Below are 15,705 nucleotides of genomic sequence, written 5' to 3'. Positions count from 1 at the left end.
TCACATTAGCACCTGAGCACATTCCCCTAGTATTCCTCCACACTCAGCACATTCCTCACATTAGCACCTGAGCACATTCCCCTAGTATTCCAGCAGCTCGGCCAGGGCGGCGGCGACTTTCTCGGCGCTGGGTAGCATTTGCTTTTCCAGCTCCACGTTCAGAGCAATGGCGGGCAGGTTGGCGGCGCCCAGCGTAAACACGGGCGCGTCGAGCTGCTGGAAGCAGGTGCGCTGAATCCGGCCGGCCAATGACTCGGCGAAGGAGTTCATCAGGGGCTCTTCGGTAAGCACCAGGGCTTTGCCATGGCGGCGCACGGCGGCCTGCACCGCGTCGAAGTCCAGGGGGTTGAGGGTGCGCAGGTCCAGGATTTCGACCTGCCCGGCAAACTGCCGGCTGGCCGTTTTGGCCCAGTGCACGCCCATGCCGTAGGTAACGACCACGCAGGTGTTGCCCAGGCGCAGCTGCTCGGCGTCGGCCGGCTGGGCAATGGCTGCCTGGCCCAGCGGAATGACGTAGCCGGCGGCCGGCTCCACGGTTTTGGCGTCCTCCGTGCCCGGTACTTTGCTCCAATACAGGCCTTTGTGCTCAAGCAGCACCACCGGGTTGGGGTCGAGGAAGGCCGCGCGCAGCAGGCCCTTCATGTCGGCCGCGTTGCTGGGGTACACTACTTTAATGCCCCGAATCGTGAGCAGCGTGCTTTCGATGGAGCCCGAGTGGTAGGGCCCGCCGCCGCCGTAGGCCCCGATGGGCACCCGCACCAGGGCCTGCACCGGAAACTTGCCGTTGGAGAGGTAGCACGACTTGCTGAGCTCTTCCACCAGCTGGTTGAGGCCGGGCCAGATGTAGTCGGCAAACTGAATTTCGACCATGGCCTTGGCCCCCACCGCACTCATGCCGGCCGTGGAGCCCATGATGTAGGCTTCCTGAATCGGGGTGTTGAACACGCGGGCGTCGCCGTACTTCTTGGCCAGCAGCGCCGCTTCGCGGAACACGCCGCCCAGCTCCCCGCCCACATCCTGCCCGTAGAACAGGGCCTCGGGAAACTCGCTGAGAATATCATCGACGGCGTGCAGGGCGGCATCCACCATCAGGGCTTTGTCGGCCCCGGCGGGGCTCCGCTCCCCGGCTTCCTCGGTTACGGCCGAGGCGGCAAACTCGTGGTCGGCGAAGGTGGCGGGGTCCGGATTGGGGGCGGCCAGGGCGCGCTGGTAGTCGGTCAGCACGCGGGTGCGGGCCTGCTCGCCCAGGGCTTCCAGCTCCTGCTCCTCGACGCCCAGCGCCAGCAGCTGCTCGTGCAGGCGGGGCAGCGGGTCGTTGGTGGTGTGCTTGGCCAGGTTGTCGCCGCGGTACCACTCGCGCCGCACGCCGCTGGTGTGGTGGCCCAGCAGCGGGCACTTGGCGTGCACCAGAATCGGCCCCCGGGTGCGCCGCACGTAGTCGAAAGCCGTGGCCAGGCCGGCGTAGGAATCGGGGAAGTCGGCCCCATTCACGCGCAGGCGCTGCAGCCCCTTGAAGCCGGCGGCAAACTCGTAGGCATCCATGGCGCGCATCTCCCGGCCGGTGGCCGAAATGCCCCAGTCGTTGTCCTGCACCAAATAAATAATGGGCAGCTGGTGCAGCACGGCCATTTGCAGGGCCTCGGCTACTTCGCCCTCGGTCATAGCCCCATCCCCGATGGAGCACACCACCACCGGGCCACCCGGCCGGGCCTCGGCGGGCAGCAGGCTATACAAGCCGGGAACAGGAGCGCCGCTTTCGTGGAAGTCGCGCGGGTCGGCCGTTACCGGGTGCAGGCCCTGGCTTTCCAGGTACTTGATGCCGTGGGCCATGCCGGTAGCCGGAATGGCCTGCATGCCGGTGGCCGAGCTGTTGTGCGGAATGGTCGGGAAACCGGCCCGGCGCAGCGAGGGGTGTGAGTAGTAGGTGCGGCCGCCCGAAAACGGGTCGTCGCGCTTGGCCATGAGCTGCAGCATCAGCTCGTAGGGTTCCAGGCCCAGGCCCAGCAGCATGGCGTCGTCGCGGTAGTAGGGCGTCACGTAGTCGTGGGGGCCCAGAAAGCAGGCGGCGGCCAGCTGAATGGCCTCGTGGCCCCGGGCCGTGGCGTGCACGTACTTGGCCGTCACGGCCTTGTTTTCTTCGTAGAGGCGGGCCAGCTCGTCGCCGGTACGCATCAGCTCATACACCCGCAGCAGCGTGGCGCGGCTGGGCTGGGTGGCATTGAGGTCGGTGCTAAATTCAGTTTCGATGACGGGGGTGGTTTGCGAGGGCATGAAAGGAGCAGCAGTTGGAGCAGCGAAATTACAGTTTCGCAACGAGAGCAACACCTTCGCGCGGCGACGGAGCGCCTTACTCCCACCTGGTTCCGGTCGGCTACCGCCCGCTGGCTCTTCCGCCCCGGTCGCCGGCCAGCCGCCGTGGTGCCGCGCGGGCTTCCCTCCGGATACAACGCAACGCAAGGCCATTTAACTACTGACAGGCAGCAAGTTGTCCAATTTTTAATAGTTAATTAACTCCGTATAAATGGAACTTAATTATTTAATTTTATAATTATTTATATAATACATTGACTCTATTACCTCCCATTGCCACTTGCAAGGCGCATATTCATCCACTTTTTCTATCCCCACTTATGAAACCAACCGGATTACTTTTTGCGGCTATGGTCGTGAGCGGCGCGGCAAGCGCGCAGCAGAATACCCAAACCTCCACCAGCTTCGGCAACGACAACCAGGTGACAGTTACGCAGACGGGCCGCGGCAACGCGGCCACTACCCGCCAGAACGATGCGGCCGTGAACGGCGGCTCAGCCAGAGGCAACAACAACCAGAGCACCCAAACCCAGCTGGGCATCAACCAGGCGGCCACGGTGAACCAGATGGGTAACGACCAGACGGCCATCCAGAACCAACGCTCCGAGGAAAGCCGGGGCGGCAACGGGGCTACCATTCGGCAGGGCTCGACCCAGGCGGGCAGCCACGGCAACTACGCCCGCCAAAGCCAGAGCGGCTTCAGCCAAGGCGTTACCATCGAGCAGCTCAGCGGCCTCAACTACGCCACGCAGAACCAGTCGGGCCGCAACAATTCCGCGACGATTCAGCAAAGCGTCGGCAACGGCAACCGCGCCACGCAGGGTCAGGGCGCTCTTACTGCCCGGGCTCTTGCTGTCCAGCAGGGCGCGCTCAACACCTCCACCCAGAGCCAGAGTGGGGGCAGCACCTCAGGGTCGGGGCCCAGCGGGATGGTGCGGCAGCAGGGCGACGGCAATGCGGCCTTCCAGTCCCAAACGGGAGGCGGGGGCAGGTGGTCGGCCGATATTATCCAGCAAGGCAACCAGAATGCGGCCCGCCAGCAGCAGAGCGGGGGTACGGGAAACACAGCGAACAGCAGCTCCTCGGGCTGCACAGTGGTTATTACCCAAACCGGCAACGGCAATACCGGAATCCAACTGCAGAATGCGGCAAACACGCAGTTCTATGGCATGACTGCTACGATTACCCAAACCGGCCTGGACAATAGCAGCACGCAGCGGCAGGACGACGTTAGCAATGCCAGAGCCAGCGCCACCCAGACGGGCACCGCCAACGTGGCTACCCAAACCCAGAGTGGCCCCTTCACCTTTAGCCTGGTCGCGGTTATCACCCAGACCGGCAGTGAGAACCGGGCCACCCAGACCCAACAAACTGGTGTTCAATCGGCTAGTATCGTCCAAAATGGCTCAGGTAACACAGCTAGTCAGAGCCAGCGCAGGATAGAAGTCGGCAGCAACTTCTGGGGGAATGACGCCACGATCAACCAGCTGGGCTCCGGCAGCACGGCTGTTCAGGAGCAGGGCTTCATCCCCGGCGGCCGCGCCAACAAGGCCCTGATCAGTCAGCAGGCGACGGGCAGCGGCAACTACGCCCGGCAGCAGCAGACGGGCAACGAAAACGACGCCCAAACCTACCAGGGCACGGCCAATAACCAGAGCGACGTGCAGCAGCAAGGCATGGGCAACGCGTCGGTGGTGCACCAAAATCAGTAGCTTTTTCGCCCTGCAAGTACCCGAAGCCCGCTTCCGGAAGGAAGCGGGCTTCGCCGTTTTTTCCCCGGGCAGCGCCGGACTGCCCGGCGGTTAACCTTTTGCCCGGTGCCGTCCGCCGAAACGCGCACAAACCCCTACCTTTGCCGCTTCCAACCAATCCCGCCGCCGGGCGGTTTTTCTATTTCTGACAACTCGGCCGCCGGGCTGCCGCGCCAGAATTAGCCGCTTTACGCCGTATGCTCACCGCTCCTTCTTCTTCCCTGGCCCCCGTGGCTTCCACCTTCCGCGACACCGTGGCCACCTGGCTGCGCGACTTCCAGCAGCGCCTGTGCCAGCAGCTGGAGGACGCCGACGGCCAGGCCACTTTTCAACAGGATGCCTGGCAGCACGGCAGCGGCGGCGGGGGCCTCTCGCGCGTGATTCAGGGCGGGGCGGTGCTGGAAAAAGGCGGGGTCAACTTCTCGGCCGTGTGGGGCGAGATGAGCGAGCAGGCCGCCCGGGTGCTGCTCATGCCCAACCCCAACTACTTCGCCACCGGCGTATCGGTGGTGCAGCACCCGCGCAGCCCGATGGTGCCCATTGCCCACATGAACGTGCGCTACTTCGAGGCCGGCAACGGCGAGGCCTGGTTTGGCGGCGGCATCGATCTGACCCCGATTTACGTGAATGAGGACCAGGCCCGCTGGTTTCACGCCCAGCTGAAGGCCGTGTGCGACGCCCACAACCCGGCGTATTACGCGCGCTTCAAGCAGTGGGCCGACGACTACTTTTTCCTGCCCCACCGCCAGGAAACCCGCGGCGTGGGCGGTATTTTCTTCGACCGCCTCACCGTGGGCAAAGACGGCAGCCGCGAGGAGCTGTTTGCCTTTATCCAGGCCGTGGGCAACGTGTTTGGGCCCACCTACACCGAGCTGCTGCGCCAGAACCGCGACCTGCCCTTCGGCGAGCCACAGGTGCAATGGCACATGCTGCGTCGGGCCCGCTACGCCGAGTTCAACCTGGCCTTCGACCGGGGCACGCGCTTCGGCCTCGAAACCGGGGGCCGCACCGAAAGCATTCTGATGAGCCTGCCCCCGCGCTGCGAGTGGCACTACGACCAGCGCCCCGCGCCCGGCTCGGCCGAGGAAGCCACCCAGCAGTGGCTGCGCAAGGGCGTGCAGTGGCTCGAAAACGTTAGCTAGCCTTGATCGAACACCTGCAAGCCCTGGACCGCTGGCTGCTGCTGGCCGCCAACAACCACCGCTCCAACGCCCTGGACGCGTGGATGATTTTCTTTTCGGAGCGCTTCGTGTGGTTTCCGGCCTACCTGGTTATTCTGGTGGTGCTGGGCTACATGTTCCGCCGGCGCGCCCTGCTGCTGCTGCCGCTGCTGGGCCTGAGCGTGGCCCTGGCCGACAGCGTTTCCAGCCGTTTCTTCAAGCCCTACTTCGCCCGGCTGCGCCCCTGCCACGACCCGCAGCTCTCGGCCACGCTGAACCTGGCCAGCGGCTGCGGCGGGCAGTTCGGCTTTATGTCGTCGCACGCGGCCAATGCCTTTGCCCTGGTGGTGTTTCTGTGGCTGGTGCTGCCCCCGCGCTACCGGGTGGCCAAGATCCTGGTGCTCATCTGGGCCGGGCTGGTTTCCTACAGCCGCATGTACCTGGGCGCCCACTACCCTTCCGACATTCTGGCCGGCGCCACGCTGGGGAGCCTCGCCGCCTGGGCCTGCGTGCGGCTCTACCGGCTGGCCGCCGCCCGCTGGTGGCCAGTGGCCGCCGCAGAATAAAAATTACATCAATCAGTAAAAAAAGCCCCGTAGCAGCTGCTACGGGGCTTTTTTTACTGATTGATGGTTTCCCGGCGCTACTGCTTGCCGGGCTTGCGGTTGCCGGTGTGGCCGTCGCCCCGGTCGCCCTGGCCGGGCTTGCTGGTGCGGTGGGAGTTGTGCTTATCGTCCTGCGACAGGGAGCGGTTCAGGTCTACTTCGCTGGTAAACTGACCTTTGTCGTTGCGGCGCACGTAGCGCTTGTCGCCCTCGGTGGGTTCTATCAATTCGCGTTTTGACATGGCGGAGCAGAATCTAAGGTGGATACTGCCTATACGCGCCTCGGTAGCCCAGGTTGAGCCCCCTGGCGGCCGCCCCTCGGGCTCAACTTCCTGCTGTTCAAGCACTGGCCGTAGTCAACCGCGCCGGGAATGCGCGTTGGTACAAGTGTTCCGAAGCACATTCCCGGCGCCTGTGCTCGAAAACGATTGTCCCGAAGCACTTACGATGGGAATGTGTCCTGGGACACTTGTCCCGAAGCACATACGGTGGGAATGTATCCTGGGACACTTGTCCCGAAGCACATACGGTGGGAATGTGCTCTGGGACAATCGTCCCGAAGCACATACGCTGGGAATGTGTCCTGGGACAATTGTCCCGAAGCACATTCCCAGCGTATGCGGACAAAACCAATCGTCCCAAGTCACCTACCGACTGGTAAGTGGCTCGGGACGATTGGTTTTGCCCGCATACGCCTGCATTTACTCATTCATTCACCGGTTCCGTCACGGCTAGCATCACCCCAAAGTTGCCGTCGGTTTGCTGCCAGCCCTGGGCCGGGGCGTAGGCACGCGACACGAACCCGTCGAGGTAAAGAGCATTGCGGCAGCCCCGGCGGCGGAAAAAGTCGGCAAACTCGTAGAGGCTCACTTTCTGCTTCGACATAGCCAGCAGCACCTGCCCGTCGGGCAGAATCCCGACGCCGTTGCGCACCTGCCGGTTCGTGGAGCCGGGCGTAAAGGCCGGGTGAATCCGGCCCTCTACCACCAGCATCGGCCCCGACTGCGTAGCGTACCGGATGCGGCCCGAATAGCGGAAGCTCCTGGTGGGGCACACCACGGCCTGCTGGTCTACGGTCGTGTAAAACACGCCGTTGGGCTGAAGGTAAAAGTTGCCGGCGCCCACCGCCGTATCCAGGGGCGTCACCACCCGGTCTTCCTCGATGAACAGCCCCAGCGGGGAATAATCGGGCCGGAACATGCCGGCATTCATGGCAAATACCACCGTGCGCCCCTGCCCGCTGAGCCAGGCCGTGAGGCGCTCCAGGCTGCCCAGGCGTTGATTCTGCTCGTCCTGCCAGCACAGCCGCAGCTCCTGCTGCCGCACGTCGGCCTCGTAGCTCACGTAGCCCGAATCGGCCGGGGCGCAGCCGCCCAGGCCCAAGCAAAGCCCGGCCAGCATCAGCAGGATAACCCGGCGGCTTCGGCCCGGCCGGGGGCCACGGGCGCGCTCCGCTATCCGCATCCGGCTCTATTTACCCAGCAGCTTGGCCACGTACTTGCCCACGATGTCGAACTCCAGGTTGACCAGGTCGCCGGGGCGCAGGTGCTGGAAGGTGGTGTGCTCGTAGGTGTAGGGAATGATGGCTACGGCGAAGCTGTCGTCGGTCGAGTCGAAGCAGGTCAGGCTGGTGCCGTTGATGCAGATGGAGCCTTTCTCGACCGTCACGCGGCTCGGGCCGGGCTCGTGGCGGAAACGATACAGCCACGAGCCGTTCTGGTCGGTCACACTTTCGCAGACGGCCGTCAGATCGACGTGGCCCTGCACGATGTGGCCGTCGAAGCGGCCGTTGGCGGCCAGGCAGCGCTCCAGGTTCACCTGCCGGCCGGCAACCCAGCTGCCCAGGTTGGTTTTTTGCAGGGTTTCGTCGATGGCCGTTACCACGTGCGTGCCGGCCGCCGCGTCCACGGCCACCACCGTCAGGCACACCCCGTCGTGGGCCACACTCTGGTCGATCTGCAGCTCGGGAGCAAAGGGCGACGCCACGGTAAAATGGCGGTTCGAACCCTCCGTTTTGACGGCGGTGATCGTACCCAGGGTTTCTACAATTCCGGTAAACATTCGGTTAATGTGCTAATGTGGTTGAATGTGCTGATGTGCTAATGTCGTTCTGTCATTACCAGGCGCAGTTGGAGCAACCCGGCCTCCGCAGGGTGCTCAGCACCGTTCTGTAACACGCCTTCGGGTATAACAACGAAAAGGGCTTTGTGGTGAAAGGTCGGGGCATACTGCGCAGAGGACGGATTGTTTCACAAGCTCGCAAGGCGACATGCTCCACATTTCTCACATTCAACCATATCAGCACATTTCCCACATTAGCACCTAAGCACATTTACTTCCCTCGCCCTTCCACGATGATTTTCAGGGTGTAGAGCATCACCCGGAAGTCCATGGCCAGGCTCATGTTTTCGATGTAGAGGATGTCGAACTTGAGGCGCTCGACCATCTGCGCCACGGTTTCGGCGTAGCCGTACTTCACCTGGCCCAGGCTGGTAATGCCGGGCCGCACGCGGTGCAGGTGGCGGTAGTGCGGGGCCACTTTCACGATCTGGTCGATGTAGAAGCGGCGCTCGGGCCGGGGGCCCACCAGGCTCATGTCGCCCTTCACCACGTTCCAGAACTGGGGCAGCTCGTCGAGGCGGACCTTGCGCATGAAGCGGCCCCAGGGCGTGATGCGCGGGTCGTGGTCGGACGACAGCGCGGGGCCCATCTTCTCGGCGTCCACGTACATCGAGCGGAACTTGTAGATACGGAAGGGCTGGGCGTTTTTGCCGATGCGCTCCTGGGCGTAGAAAATCGGCCCCGGCGAGGAGAGGCGCACCATCACGGCCGTGAAGGCGTACACGGGCCAGGCCAGCAGCAGAAACAGCAACGACCCCAGAATATCGAGGCCGCGCTTGGTGAACTCCTGCCAGGGCGGCAGCAGATCGTGCTTGATTTCAATCAGCGGGGTGCCAAACAGGTGGTTCACCTTCACCGAGCCCAGCAGCATCTGGTAGAGGTCGGGCAGGATGCTGACCCGGGCCGGGGTGCCTTCCAGGAGCGACAGGATTTCCTGAATCATGCGGTGCTCACTGGGCTCGATGGCAATGATGACCTGCTCGATTTTCAGGGCCCGGATCAGGGCGGGCAGGCGGGTGTAGGAGCCGCGGGCGGGCAGCTCGGCGGCCAGGTCGGCATCCACCGTGTCGCCGACGGGGGCAAAGCCGACCAGCTTCAGGCCCAGGTGCTTGCCGGTGCGGGCCAGCTCCTGGTAGGTTTCGCGGGCCAGCATGTTAGAGCCCACCAGCAGGGTATTAAAGGAAATAACCCCGCGCCGCACCAGGCCCTGCACCGTGGTAATGGCCCAGGTGCGCAGCACGGCCGTGATAAAGAAATGCAGCAGGAAGTAGGCCGTAATGGTCTTGTAATACAGCCGGTAGGAGCTCACGCCCTGGTCGTCGAGCAGCAGGGCGAAGAAGATAACCAGCGCCCCGAGCACCGAGATGCGGGCCAGCCGGATAATCTCGGCCAGGCGCGACTTGCGGAAAATGTCGCGGTATTCGCCGATCAGCGTGTAGAGCACCGTCCAGAACAGGGCAATCATCAGGGCCGAGCCGGTGAGGGTAAACAGCTCGCCGCCGGTGAAGCGGTAGCCCTCATTAATCTCGCTGAGCAGGTATTTGCGCAGCAGGAAAAAACACATCCAGGCCAGCAGGGCCGCCAGAAAGTCGGCCGCGATGAGCTTGAGCTTTTGAAAGGTGCGAGTCAAGGGAATTGGGTAAGCAAACCGGCCGAAGCCGGCTAATAAATGGGTTATATGGGCTCGATGCCGTAATTTCGCGGCTGATAAGCACAGAAAGGGCCTTGGCTCCGCTCCCTGAGCCGCGCAAAGGTAGGGCATTAACCCGTACTCCCGACATTGGCCCAACCCCACCATTCCATGCACGCTGATACGTACCGCCACCGTGGCCTGCGCCGCTCCCTGGTCGAAGAACTCCGCCGCAAAGGCATTCGGGACGAGCGGGTGCTGACGGCCCTGGCCACGGTGCCGCGCCACCTGTTTTTCGAGCCCGGCTTTCAGCAGCACGCCTACCAGGACAAAGCTTTTCCCATCGGGCAGGGCCAAACCATTTCGCAGCCCTACACGGTGGCCTTCCAGACCGCGCTGCTCAACCTGCGCCCCACCGACCGGGTGCTGGAAATCGGGACGGGCTCGGGCTACCAGTGCGCCGTGCTGCTGCAGCTGGTGCCCGAGGTGTTCAGCATCGAGTACAACCGGGTGCTGTTTGAGACGACCCGCCGCCGCCTGCACGCCTTTCAGCTGCCGGCCCACCTCTACTGCGGCGACGGCTCGCTGGGCCTGCCCGCCCAGGCCCCGTTCGACAAGATTCTGGTCACGGCCGGCTCGCCGGCCATTCCGCGCACCCTGCTGCGGCAGCTGCGCGTGGGCGGGGCCCTGGTGATTCCGGTGGGCGACGAAAGCACCCAGCGCATGATGCGGGTGGTGCGCGAAAGTGAGGAGGAATTCGTGCGCGAGGAGTTCGAGGAATTTCGCTTCGTGCCGCTGCTGGGGCAGGCTGGCTGGCAGAAGTAGCCGGCGGGAAAGGTGAAGCCAGGCAAAGGAGTTATCTTTCCTGCCGGTTGGCTCCGGCCGGCGTTCCTTGCTCCTTTCTTTCCTCCAACTAATCTGCATGCGTAAACAAGTACTTTCCTTTGGCCTGGGGGCCCTGCTCCTGCTGAGCGGCGGCCCACGGGCCCGGGCCCAGCAGCCCGACCCGGTCAAACGCGCCCATCCCGAGCATACCTACGGCTTCCGCTGCGCCTTCGACAGCGCCCAGCAGGCAGCTTTTGCCCGTACCCCCGGCTCGGAGCGCAACTACCGCAACTTCCTGCTCCAGATGGCCACCCTTTCGGCCCAGGACCAGGCCCGCCTGCTGGCCCAGCCCGACGTGACGGTGCCCGTGGTCGTGCACGTGATTCACACCGGCGGCGCCAACAACATCAGCGACGCGCAGGTGCAGGACGCCATCCGCATTCTGAATGAGGACTACAGCAAAACCAACCCCGACACGGCCGACGTTATTGCCGCCTTCCGGCCGCGCTACGCCAACATCGGCTTCCGGTTCCGGCTGGCCCGGCGCGACCCCAACGGCAACTGCACCACCGGCATCACCCGCACCTTCTCCACCCAAACCAGCATCGGCGACGACAAGGTAAAAAACCTCATTACCTGGGACCAGGACCGCTACCTCAACATCTGGGTGTGCGACGCGGCCAACGGGGCCGGCGGCTACGCCTACCTGCCCTGCTCCGGCGGCGCGGCCGACGGCATCGTGATTCGGAACCAGCAGTTTGCCAGCATCGGGCGCTCCTGCGGCAGCAACTTCTGCAACCGCTCCCTAACTCATGAAGTGGGCCACTACTTCGGTTTGCCCCACACCTGGGGCGGCTCCAACACGCCCGGCCTGGCCAGCAACTGCGGCCTCGACGACGGTATTGCCGACACGCCCAACACCGTGGGCGTGGGCGCGCCGGCCGGGGGCTCGGGCTGCCCCCTTACCAGCGCCCCCTGCGGCGAGCTGGCCAACGTGCAGAACTACATGGACTATGCCAGCTGCGCCAAGATGTTTACTACGGGCCAGAAAACCGTGATGCGCGGCTCGCTGCTCCTCTCCTGCCGCAGCACGCTCACCTCGGCGGCCAACCTGATTTTCACGGGCACCAACGACGGCTACTCGCCCGCGCCCTGCGCGCCGGTGGTCGTGTTTCAGCCTTCCTCCACGGTGGTGTGCGAAGGCAGCGCCATTACTTTCTCCGACCAGTCGTACAACGCCGACCTGACGGCCCCGACCACCCAGTACCAGTGGCAATTCCCGGGCGGGCAGCCGGCTTCCTCGACCCTGCGCCAGCCCACGGTCACGTACCCGGTGAGCGGCGTCTACGGTGCCACGCTCACCATCACCACGCCCGGTGGCACGGGCACCAGCACCCGCGCCCAGCTGATTCAGGTGCAGGGCGCCAACACGGGCTTGCAGGGGCCGGTGGTGGAGTCGTTCGAAACCCCGGGCTTCCCGGCCAACTTCCCGGCCCCGGACCTGCGCAACTGGACTTCCTCCTCGACCTCGACGGCCGTGCTGGCCCGCTGGGAGCGGCAAACCAGCGCCGTAGCCAGCCAGGGCGCGGCTTATCTGCAGATTCGCAACTCCTTGCTGGCCACGGGCACCAACACCAACCTGACGTCGCCCAACCTCAACCTGAGCAGCATCAGCGGCCCGGCTTATCTGGTGTTCGACCGGGCCTACGCCCGCCGCTCGGCCACGGCCAACGACCAGCTGCGGGTGCAGTTCAGCGCCGACTGCGGGGTCAGCTGGACTACGGCCACCACCTATTTCGCGGCCAACCTGAGCACCAAGGGCAGCCAGTTCTACGGGGGCTTCGTGCCCGACTCCCTGGAAGAATGGCAGCCGCTGACCGTTTCCATTCCCGATTCCTACAAGAACGGCCGCTTCCAGGTGCGCCTGCAGATGGTGAGCAACGGGGGCAACACGCTCTTTATCGACAACCTGCGCGTGGGCAACGCCGCGGTGCTGGCCGCCCGCTCCGGGGCTGGCCCGGCCGGCATCTACGTGTATCCTAGCCCGCTGACCTCAGCCTCGGCCGTGCACTTCCGCTTGGCCGCCCCCGGCCCGGTGCAGCTGGTGCTGACCGACGTGCTGGGCCGGCCGGTGCGCACGACGGCGCCCCGCGCCTACGGCGCCGGCGAGCAGCAGATTGCTCTGACCCAGCCCGGCCAGCCACCCCTGGCGCCCGGCCTGTACGTGGTGCGCCTGCTCCTCAACGGGCAGACGTTCAGCACCAAAGTGCTGGTTCAGTAGGCCGCCACTGCTGATTTAGTACTCGAAAGCCCCGGCGCGCTGCTCGCGCCGGGGCTTTTTGCTGGTGGCGGCGCGCAGTTATTCTTCCGCGCAAGGCCCTCATTGCGTCAGGGCCTGCCTATCTTTGCGGCCGTTCCTTTTTCCCTGAAACGCCTTTTCTGATGCGCAAACAAAAGCCCGTTAAAGAATCCTTCGTGATTATGACCGAGTTGGTGCTGCCCAACGACACCAACACGCTCAACAACCTGATGGGCGGCCGCATGATGCACCTGATGGATATTGCCGCGGCCATTGCGGCCCAGAAGCACTCCAACCGCATCGTCGTCACGGCCTCGGTCGACAACGTCTCGTTCCGGGAGCCGATCCGGCTGGGCAACGTCGTGACGCTGCAGGCCCAGGTGACCCGCTCGTTCAGCTCCTCGATGGAAGTGCACATCGACGTGTGGACCGAGGACATTCCCAGCGGCACCAAAATCAAGAGCAACGAAGCCTTCTACACCTTCGTGGCCGTCGACCAGTCGGGCCGCCCGATTGACGTGCCCGAGGCCGTAGCCGAAACCGAGGAGGAAATCCGCCTCTACGACGGGGCCCTGCGCCGCCGCCAGCTGCGCCTGGTGCTGGCCGGCCGCATGAAGCCCGAGGACGCCAACGAGCTGAAGGCGTTGTTTGATATGGAGTAATTTTAGTTGCTGGTTGATAGTTGTCAGTTGTTAGGTCATTCGGCTCTGACAACTGACAACTAACAACTAACAACCAGCAACTATCAACTAAATCGACCTATGGATCAGGCGTCGCTGGCATTTTTTCAGAGCTTTTACACCAACGTCTCGCTGTACGTCGTGCCCGAGCCCGGGGCCGCTGCGCCCGAGCCAGCCCCCGCGCCGACTGTTTCGGCTCCGGTAGTTCAGGCTGCGGCTCCACCAGTGGCGGTTGCGCCGGAGCGAGCTACGCCAGCGCCAGCGGTGGCCAGCCCCCCTGCGCCGGTACCGGTGCCGCCAGCGCCAGTGCGGCCGGCACCAGCCCCGCAACCCGCGCCGGCCGCCGTGCCCGCCCCAACTGTTGCCGCCCCCGGCAAGCTACCGTCACTGGCTAACCTGAATCTGCAACAGCCCCCGGTGCCCCGCCCGCCGGTAGCCCCGGCCGTAGCTCCCGCGCCCCCGGCGGTGCCCGTTGCGCCCGTGGTGGCGGCTCCGCCGGTGGATGGGCCGCCGGCCCGCACGGCCCCGCCCCTGAGCGCCACGCCCTACTCTACTTTGGGCAGCAACCCCAACGGCCTGGTGATTCTGGTGCGGATGGACGCGGTGCGCTTCCAGCGCCTGCCCAGAAACGTGTTCCTGAACAACCTGCTCAAGGCTATCCGCCTGGTGATGGAGGACGTGGTGCTGATCAACGTGGAGTCGCACCTGCCCGTGGAGCTGAAAACCATCCGGCAGAAGCTGGCGGCCCGGCAAATCATCGGCTTCGGGAAAAACCTGCTCGACGTGGCCATCCGCACCACCCAGCTCTACGAGCCGGTGCTGCTGGCCGGCGACGCGGCCTACCTGCCCGCCGCCGAAATCGAGCTGCTGGAAGAAGACAACAGCCGTAAAAAGCTGCTCTGGCAAGCCATGCAGCGCATGTTCTTGAGTTGATTGTTGATTGTTGATTGTTTAGAATAAAATAGCGGCAAGCCGACTTGCTACCAATAAAAAAGGCTCGTCAGATGACGAGCCTTTTTCGTGTCCGGTTGAAACTAACAACTAACAACGAACAACCAGCAACTAAACCCTACTTCAGCACCGAGGCCAGCTTGGCGTCCAGGGCTTCGCCGCGCAGGTTTTTGGCCACAATGCGGCCCTGGGGGTCGAGCAGCACCGACTGCGGAATGGCTTTCACGCCGTAGGTCTGGCCGGCGGCGCTTTCCCAGCCGCGCAGATCCGACACGTGGGTCCAGGTCAGCCCGTCGGCCTGGATGGCTTTGAGCCACTTGTCCCGGTCCTGATCGAACGACACGCTGTAGATTTCGAAGCCCTTGCCCTTGTACTTGTTGTAGGCGCGCACCACGTTGGGGTTTTCCTTGCGGCAGGGTCCGCACCACGAGGCCCAAAAGTCAATCAGCACGTACTTGCCGCGCAACGACGACAAGGCCACGGTTTTGCCGTCGGGGGCGGGCAGGCTGATTTCCGGCGCGGCCGAGCCCACGGCCGTGGCCCGCAGCGGGTCGAGCTTGGCGGCCAGGGCCTTGGTGTAGCGCGAGTCGGGCATCGACTTCTTGAACTGGGTCGACATCGAGTCGATGAAGGCGAACTGCTCCTCGGGGTTGAGCAGGTTGCCCACGGCAAAGGCCGACACCACCGAGTTGGGATTCTGGCGCACCAGTTGCTTGATAACGGCCGTGTTGTGGGCCTGGGCGGCGTAGAACTTGGCTTCAATGAGCTTCATCGAGTCGGCGGCTCCGGCCTGGGCGCTGTTGTTGTAGCGCATTTCCAGCATGGCCATGTCGTGCTTCGACTGCGTCATGGCCCGGCCCAGCTGCTGCAGGCTCTCCGAGTCTTTCGACCCTTTCACCACGTAGCCGTCGGTCAGCCGCTTGGCGTCGCCGGAGAGCTGAATGTTGCTCGTGTTGTCCAGGGCCAGCAGCACCTGGTTGGCGTCGTTGACTTTCACCTGGTAGAGGCCCGCCTCGGGCACCGTGCCCTTCATGGTGAAGCGGCCCTGGTCGTCGACCGTGGCCGTGTCGCGCGACACGAACTGGGTTTCGCCCAGCTCGGCCAGGTACACTTTCGTGCCGGCCGGGGCATTGGTCAGCTGGCCGCTTACCTGGTAGCCCGCGCCGGTGGCGCTGCCCGTGGTCGGCGTCGTCGACTTGCTGCAGGCATTGGCCATGCCCAACACGGTGGTTACCAGAAGGATACTTTTCATTTTCTCAATCATTCTTAGTTACGCTACAAGCGGCCGGCGCAGTGCGCTTCCCACTTTTTGTGAACACAAGCAACCGGCGGCCCGTTTGGTTTCGCGGCGCCGCCGCTAACGACGCTCCCGG

Annotated in this window: 13 protein-coding genes; 7 read left to right on the top strand and 6 right to left on the bottom strand. The window is 64.1% G+C overall.

What is annotated here, in order from left to right:
- Positions 1-81: 81 nt before the first annotated feature.
- Positions 82-2,271, bottom strand: a complete 2,190-nt coding sequence (locus tag E5K00_RS03560) for an alpha-ketoacid dehydrogenase subunit alpha/beta (RefSeq protein ID WP_135461754.1) — start codon at positions 2,269-2,271, stop codon at positions 82-84.
- Between the two features lie 359 nt (positions 2,272-2,630).
- Here E5K00_RS03560 and E5K00_RS03555 point away from each other — a divergent pair, with 359 nt between their 5' ends.
- From E5K00_RS03555 to E5K00_RS03545, 3 genes are all read left to right on the top strand, one after another.
- Positions 2,631-4,022 (top strand): hypothetical protein, encoded by a 1,392-nt coding sequence (locus E5K00_RS03555; RefSeq protein WP_135461752.1) that lies wholly within the window; start codon positions 2,631-2,633, stop codon positions 4,020-4,022.
- A gap of 236 nt (positions 4,023-4,258) precedes the next feature.
- On the top strand, positions 4,259-5,203 hold the full coding sequence (gene hemF / locus E5K00_RS03550) for an oxygen-dependent coproporphyrinogen oxidase (protein WP_135461750.1): 945 nt from the start codon (positions 4,259-4,261) through the stop codon (positions 5,201-5,203).
- A gap of 2 nt (positions 5,204-5,205) precedes the next feature.
- On the top strand, positions 5,206-5,787 hold the full coding sequence (locus E5K00_RS03545) for a phosphatase PAP2 family protein (RefSeq protein WP_135461748.1): 582 nt from the start codon (positions 5,206-5,208) through the stop codon (positions 5,785-5,787).
- A gap of 77 nt (positions 5,788-5,864) precedes the next feature.
- On the opposite strand, the gene E5K00_RS03540 is transcribed toward E5K00_RS03545, so the two are convergent.
- The 4 genes from E5K00_RS03540 to E5K00_RS03525 form a co-directional block, all read right to left on the bottom strand.
- A complete protein-coding gene (locus E5K00_RS03540) occupies positions 5,865-6,068 on the bottom strand; it encodes a hypothetical protein (RefSeq protein WP_135461746.1) in 204 nt (67 codons plus the stop codon).
- Positions 6,069-6,531: 463 nt separating this feature from the next.
- Entirely contained in the window at positions 6,532-7,227 is a 696-nt protein-coding gene (locus E5K00_RS03535; RefSeq protein ID WP_135461744.1) for a phosphodiester glycosidase family protein, read from the bottom strand.
- A gap of 69 nt (positions 7,228-7,296) precedes the next feature.
- A complete protein-coding gene (locus E5K00_RS03530; RefSeq protein WP_135461742.1) occupies positions 7,297-7,887 on the bottom strand; it encodes a riboflavin synthase in 591 nt (196 codons plus the stop codon).
- 271 nt (positions 7,888-8,158) lie between these two features.
- Entirely contained in the window at positions 8,159-9,577 is a 1,419-nt protein-coding gene (locus E5K00_RS03525; protein WP_245328202.1) for a sugar transferase, read from the bottom strand.
- 171 nt (positions 9,578-9,748) lie between these two features.
- Between E5K00_RS03525 and E5K00_RS03520 the strand changes: the two genes are divergently transcribed.
- The 4 genes from E5K00_RS03520 (at position 9,749) to E5K00_RS03505 (ending at position 14,314) form a co-directional block, all read left to right on the top strand.
- Positions 9,749-10,402: a protein-L-isoaspartate(D-aspartate) O-methyltransferase gene (locus E5K00_RS03520; protein ID WP_135461738.1), complete on the top strand. Its 654-nt coding sequence runs from the start codon at positions 9,749-9,751 to the stop codon at positions 10,400-10,402.
- 97 nt (positions 10,403-10,499) lie between these two features.
- Positions 10,500-12,683, top strand: coding sequence for a M43 family zinc metalloprotease (locus E5K00_RS03515; protein WP_135461736.1), 2,184 nt, complete (start codon positions 10,500-10,502; stop codon positions 12,681-12,683).
- 161 nt (positions 12,684-12,844) lie between these two features.
- On the top strand, positions 12,845-13,363 hold the full coding sequence (locus E5K00_RS03510) for an acyl-CoA thioesterase (protein WP_135461734.1): 519 nt from the start codon (positions 12,845-12,847) through the stop codon (positions 13,361-13,363).
- 99 nt (positions 13,364-13,462) lie between these two features.
- Entirely contained in the window at positions 13,463-14,314 is an 852-nt protein-coding gene (locus E5K00_RS03505) for a hypothetical protein (RefSeq protein WP_135461732.1), read from the top strand.
- A gap of 136 nt (positions 14,315-14,450) precedes the next feature.
- Here E5K00_RS03505 and E5K00_RS03500 read toward each other — a convergent pair whose 3' ends face one another.
- On the bottom strand, positions 14,451-15,584 hold the full coding sequence (locus E5K00_RS03500; RefSeq protein ID WP_167856739.1) for a TlpA disulfide reductase family protein: 1,134 nt from the start codon (positions 15,582-15,584) through the stop codon (positions 14,451-14,453).
- Positions 15,585-15,705 lie beyond the last annotated feature (121 nt).

The organism is Hymenobacter aquaticus, assembly GCF_004765605.1.
Lineage (GTDB): Bacteria > Bacteroidota > Bacteroidia > Cytophagales > Hymenobacteraceae > Hymenobacter > Hymenobacter aquaticus.
This window is presented reverse-complemented; position numbering and strand designations above follow the sequence as displayed.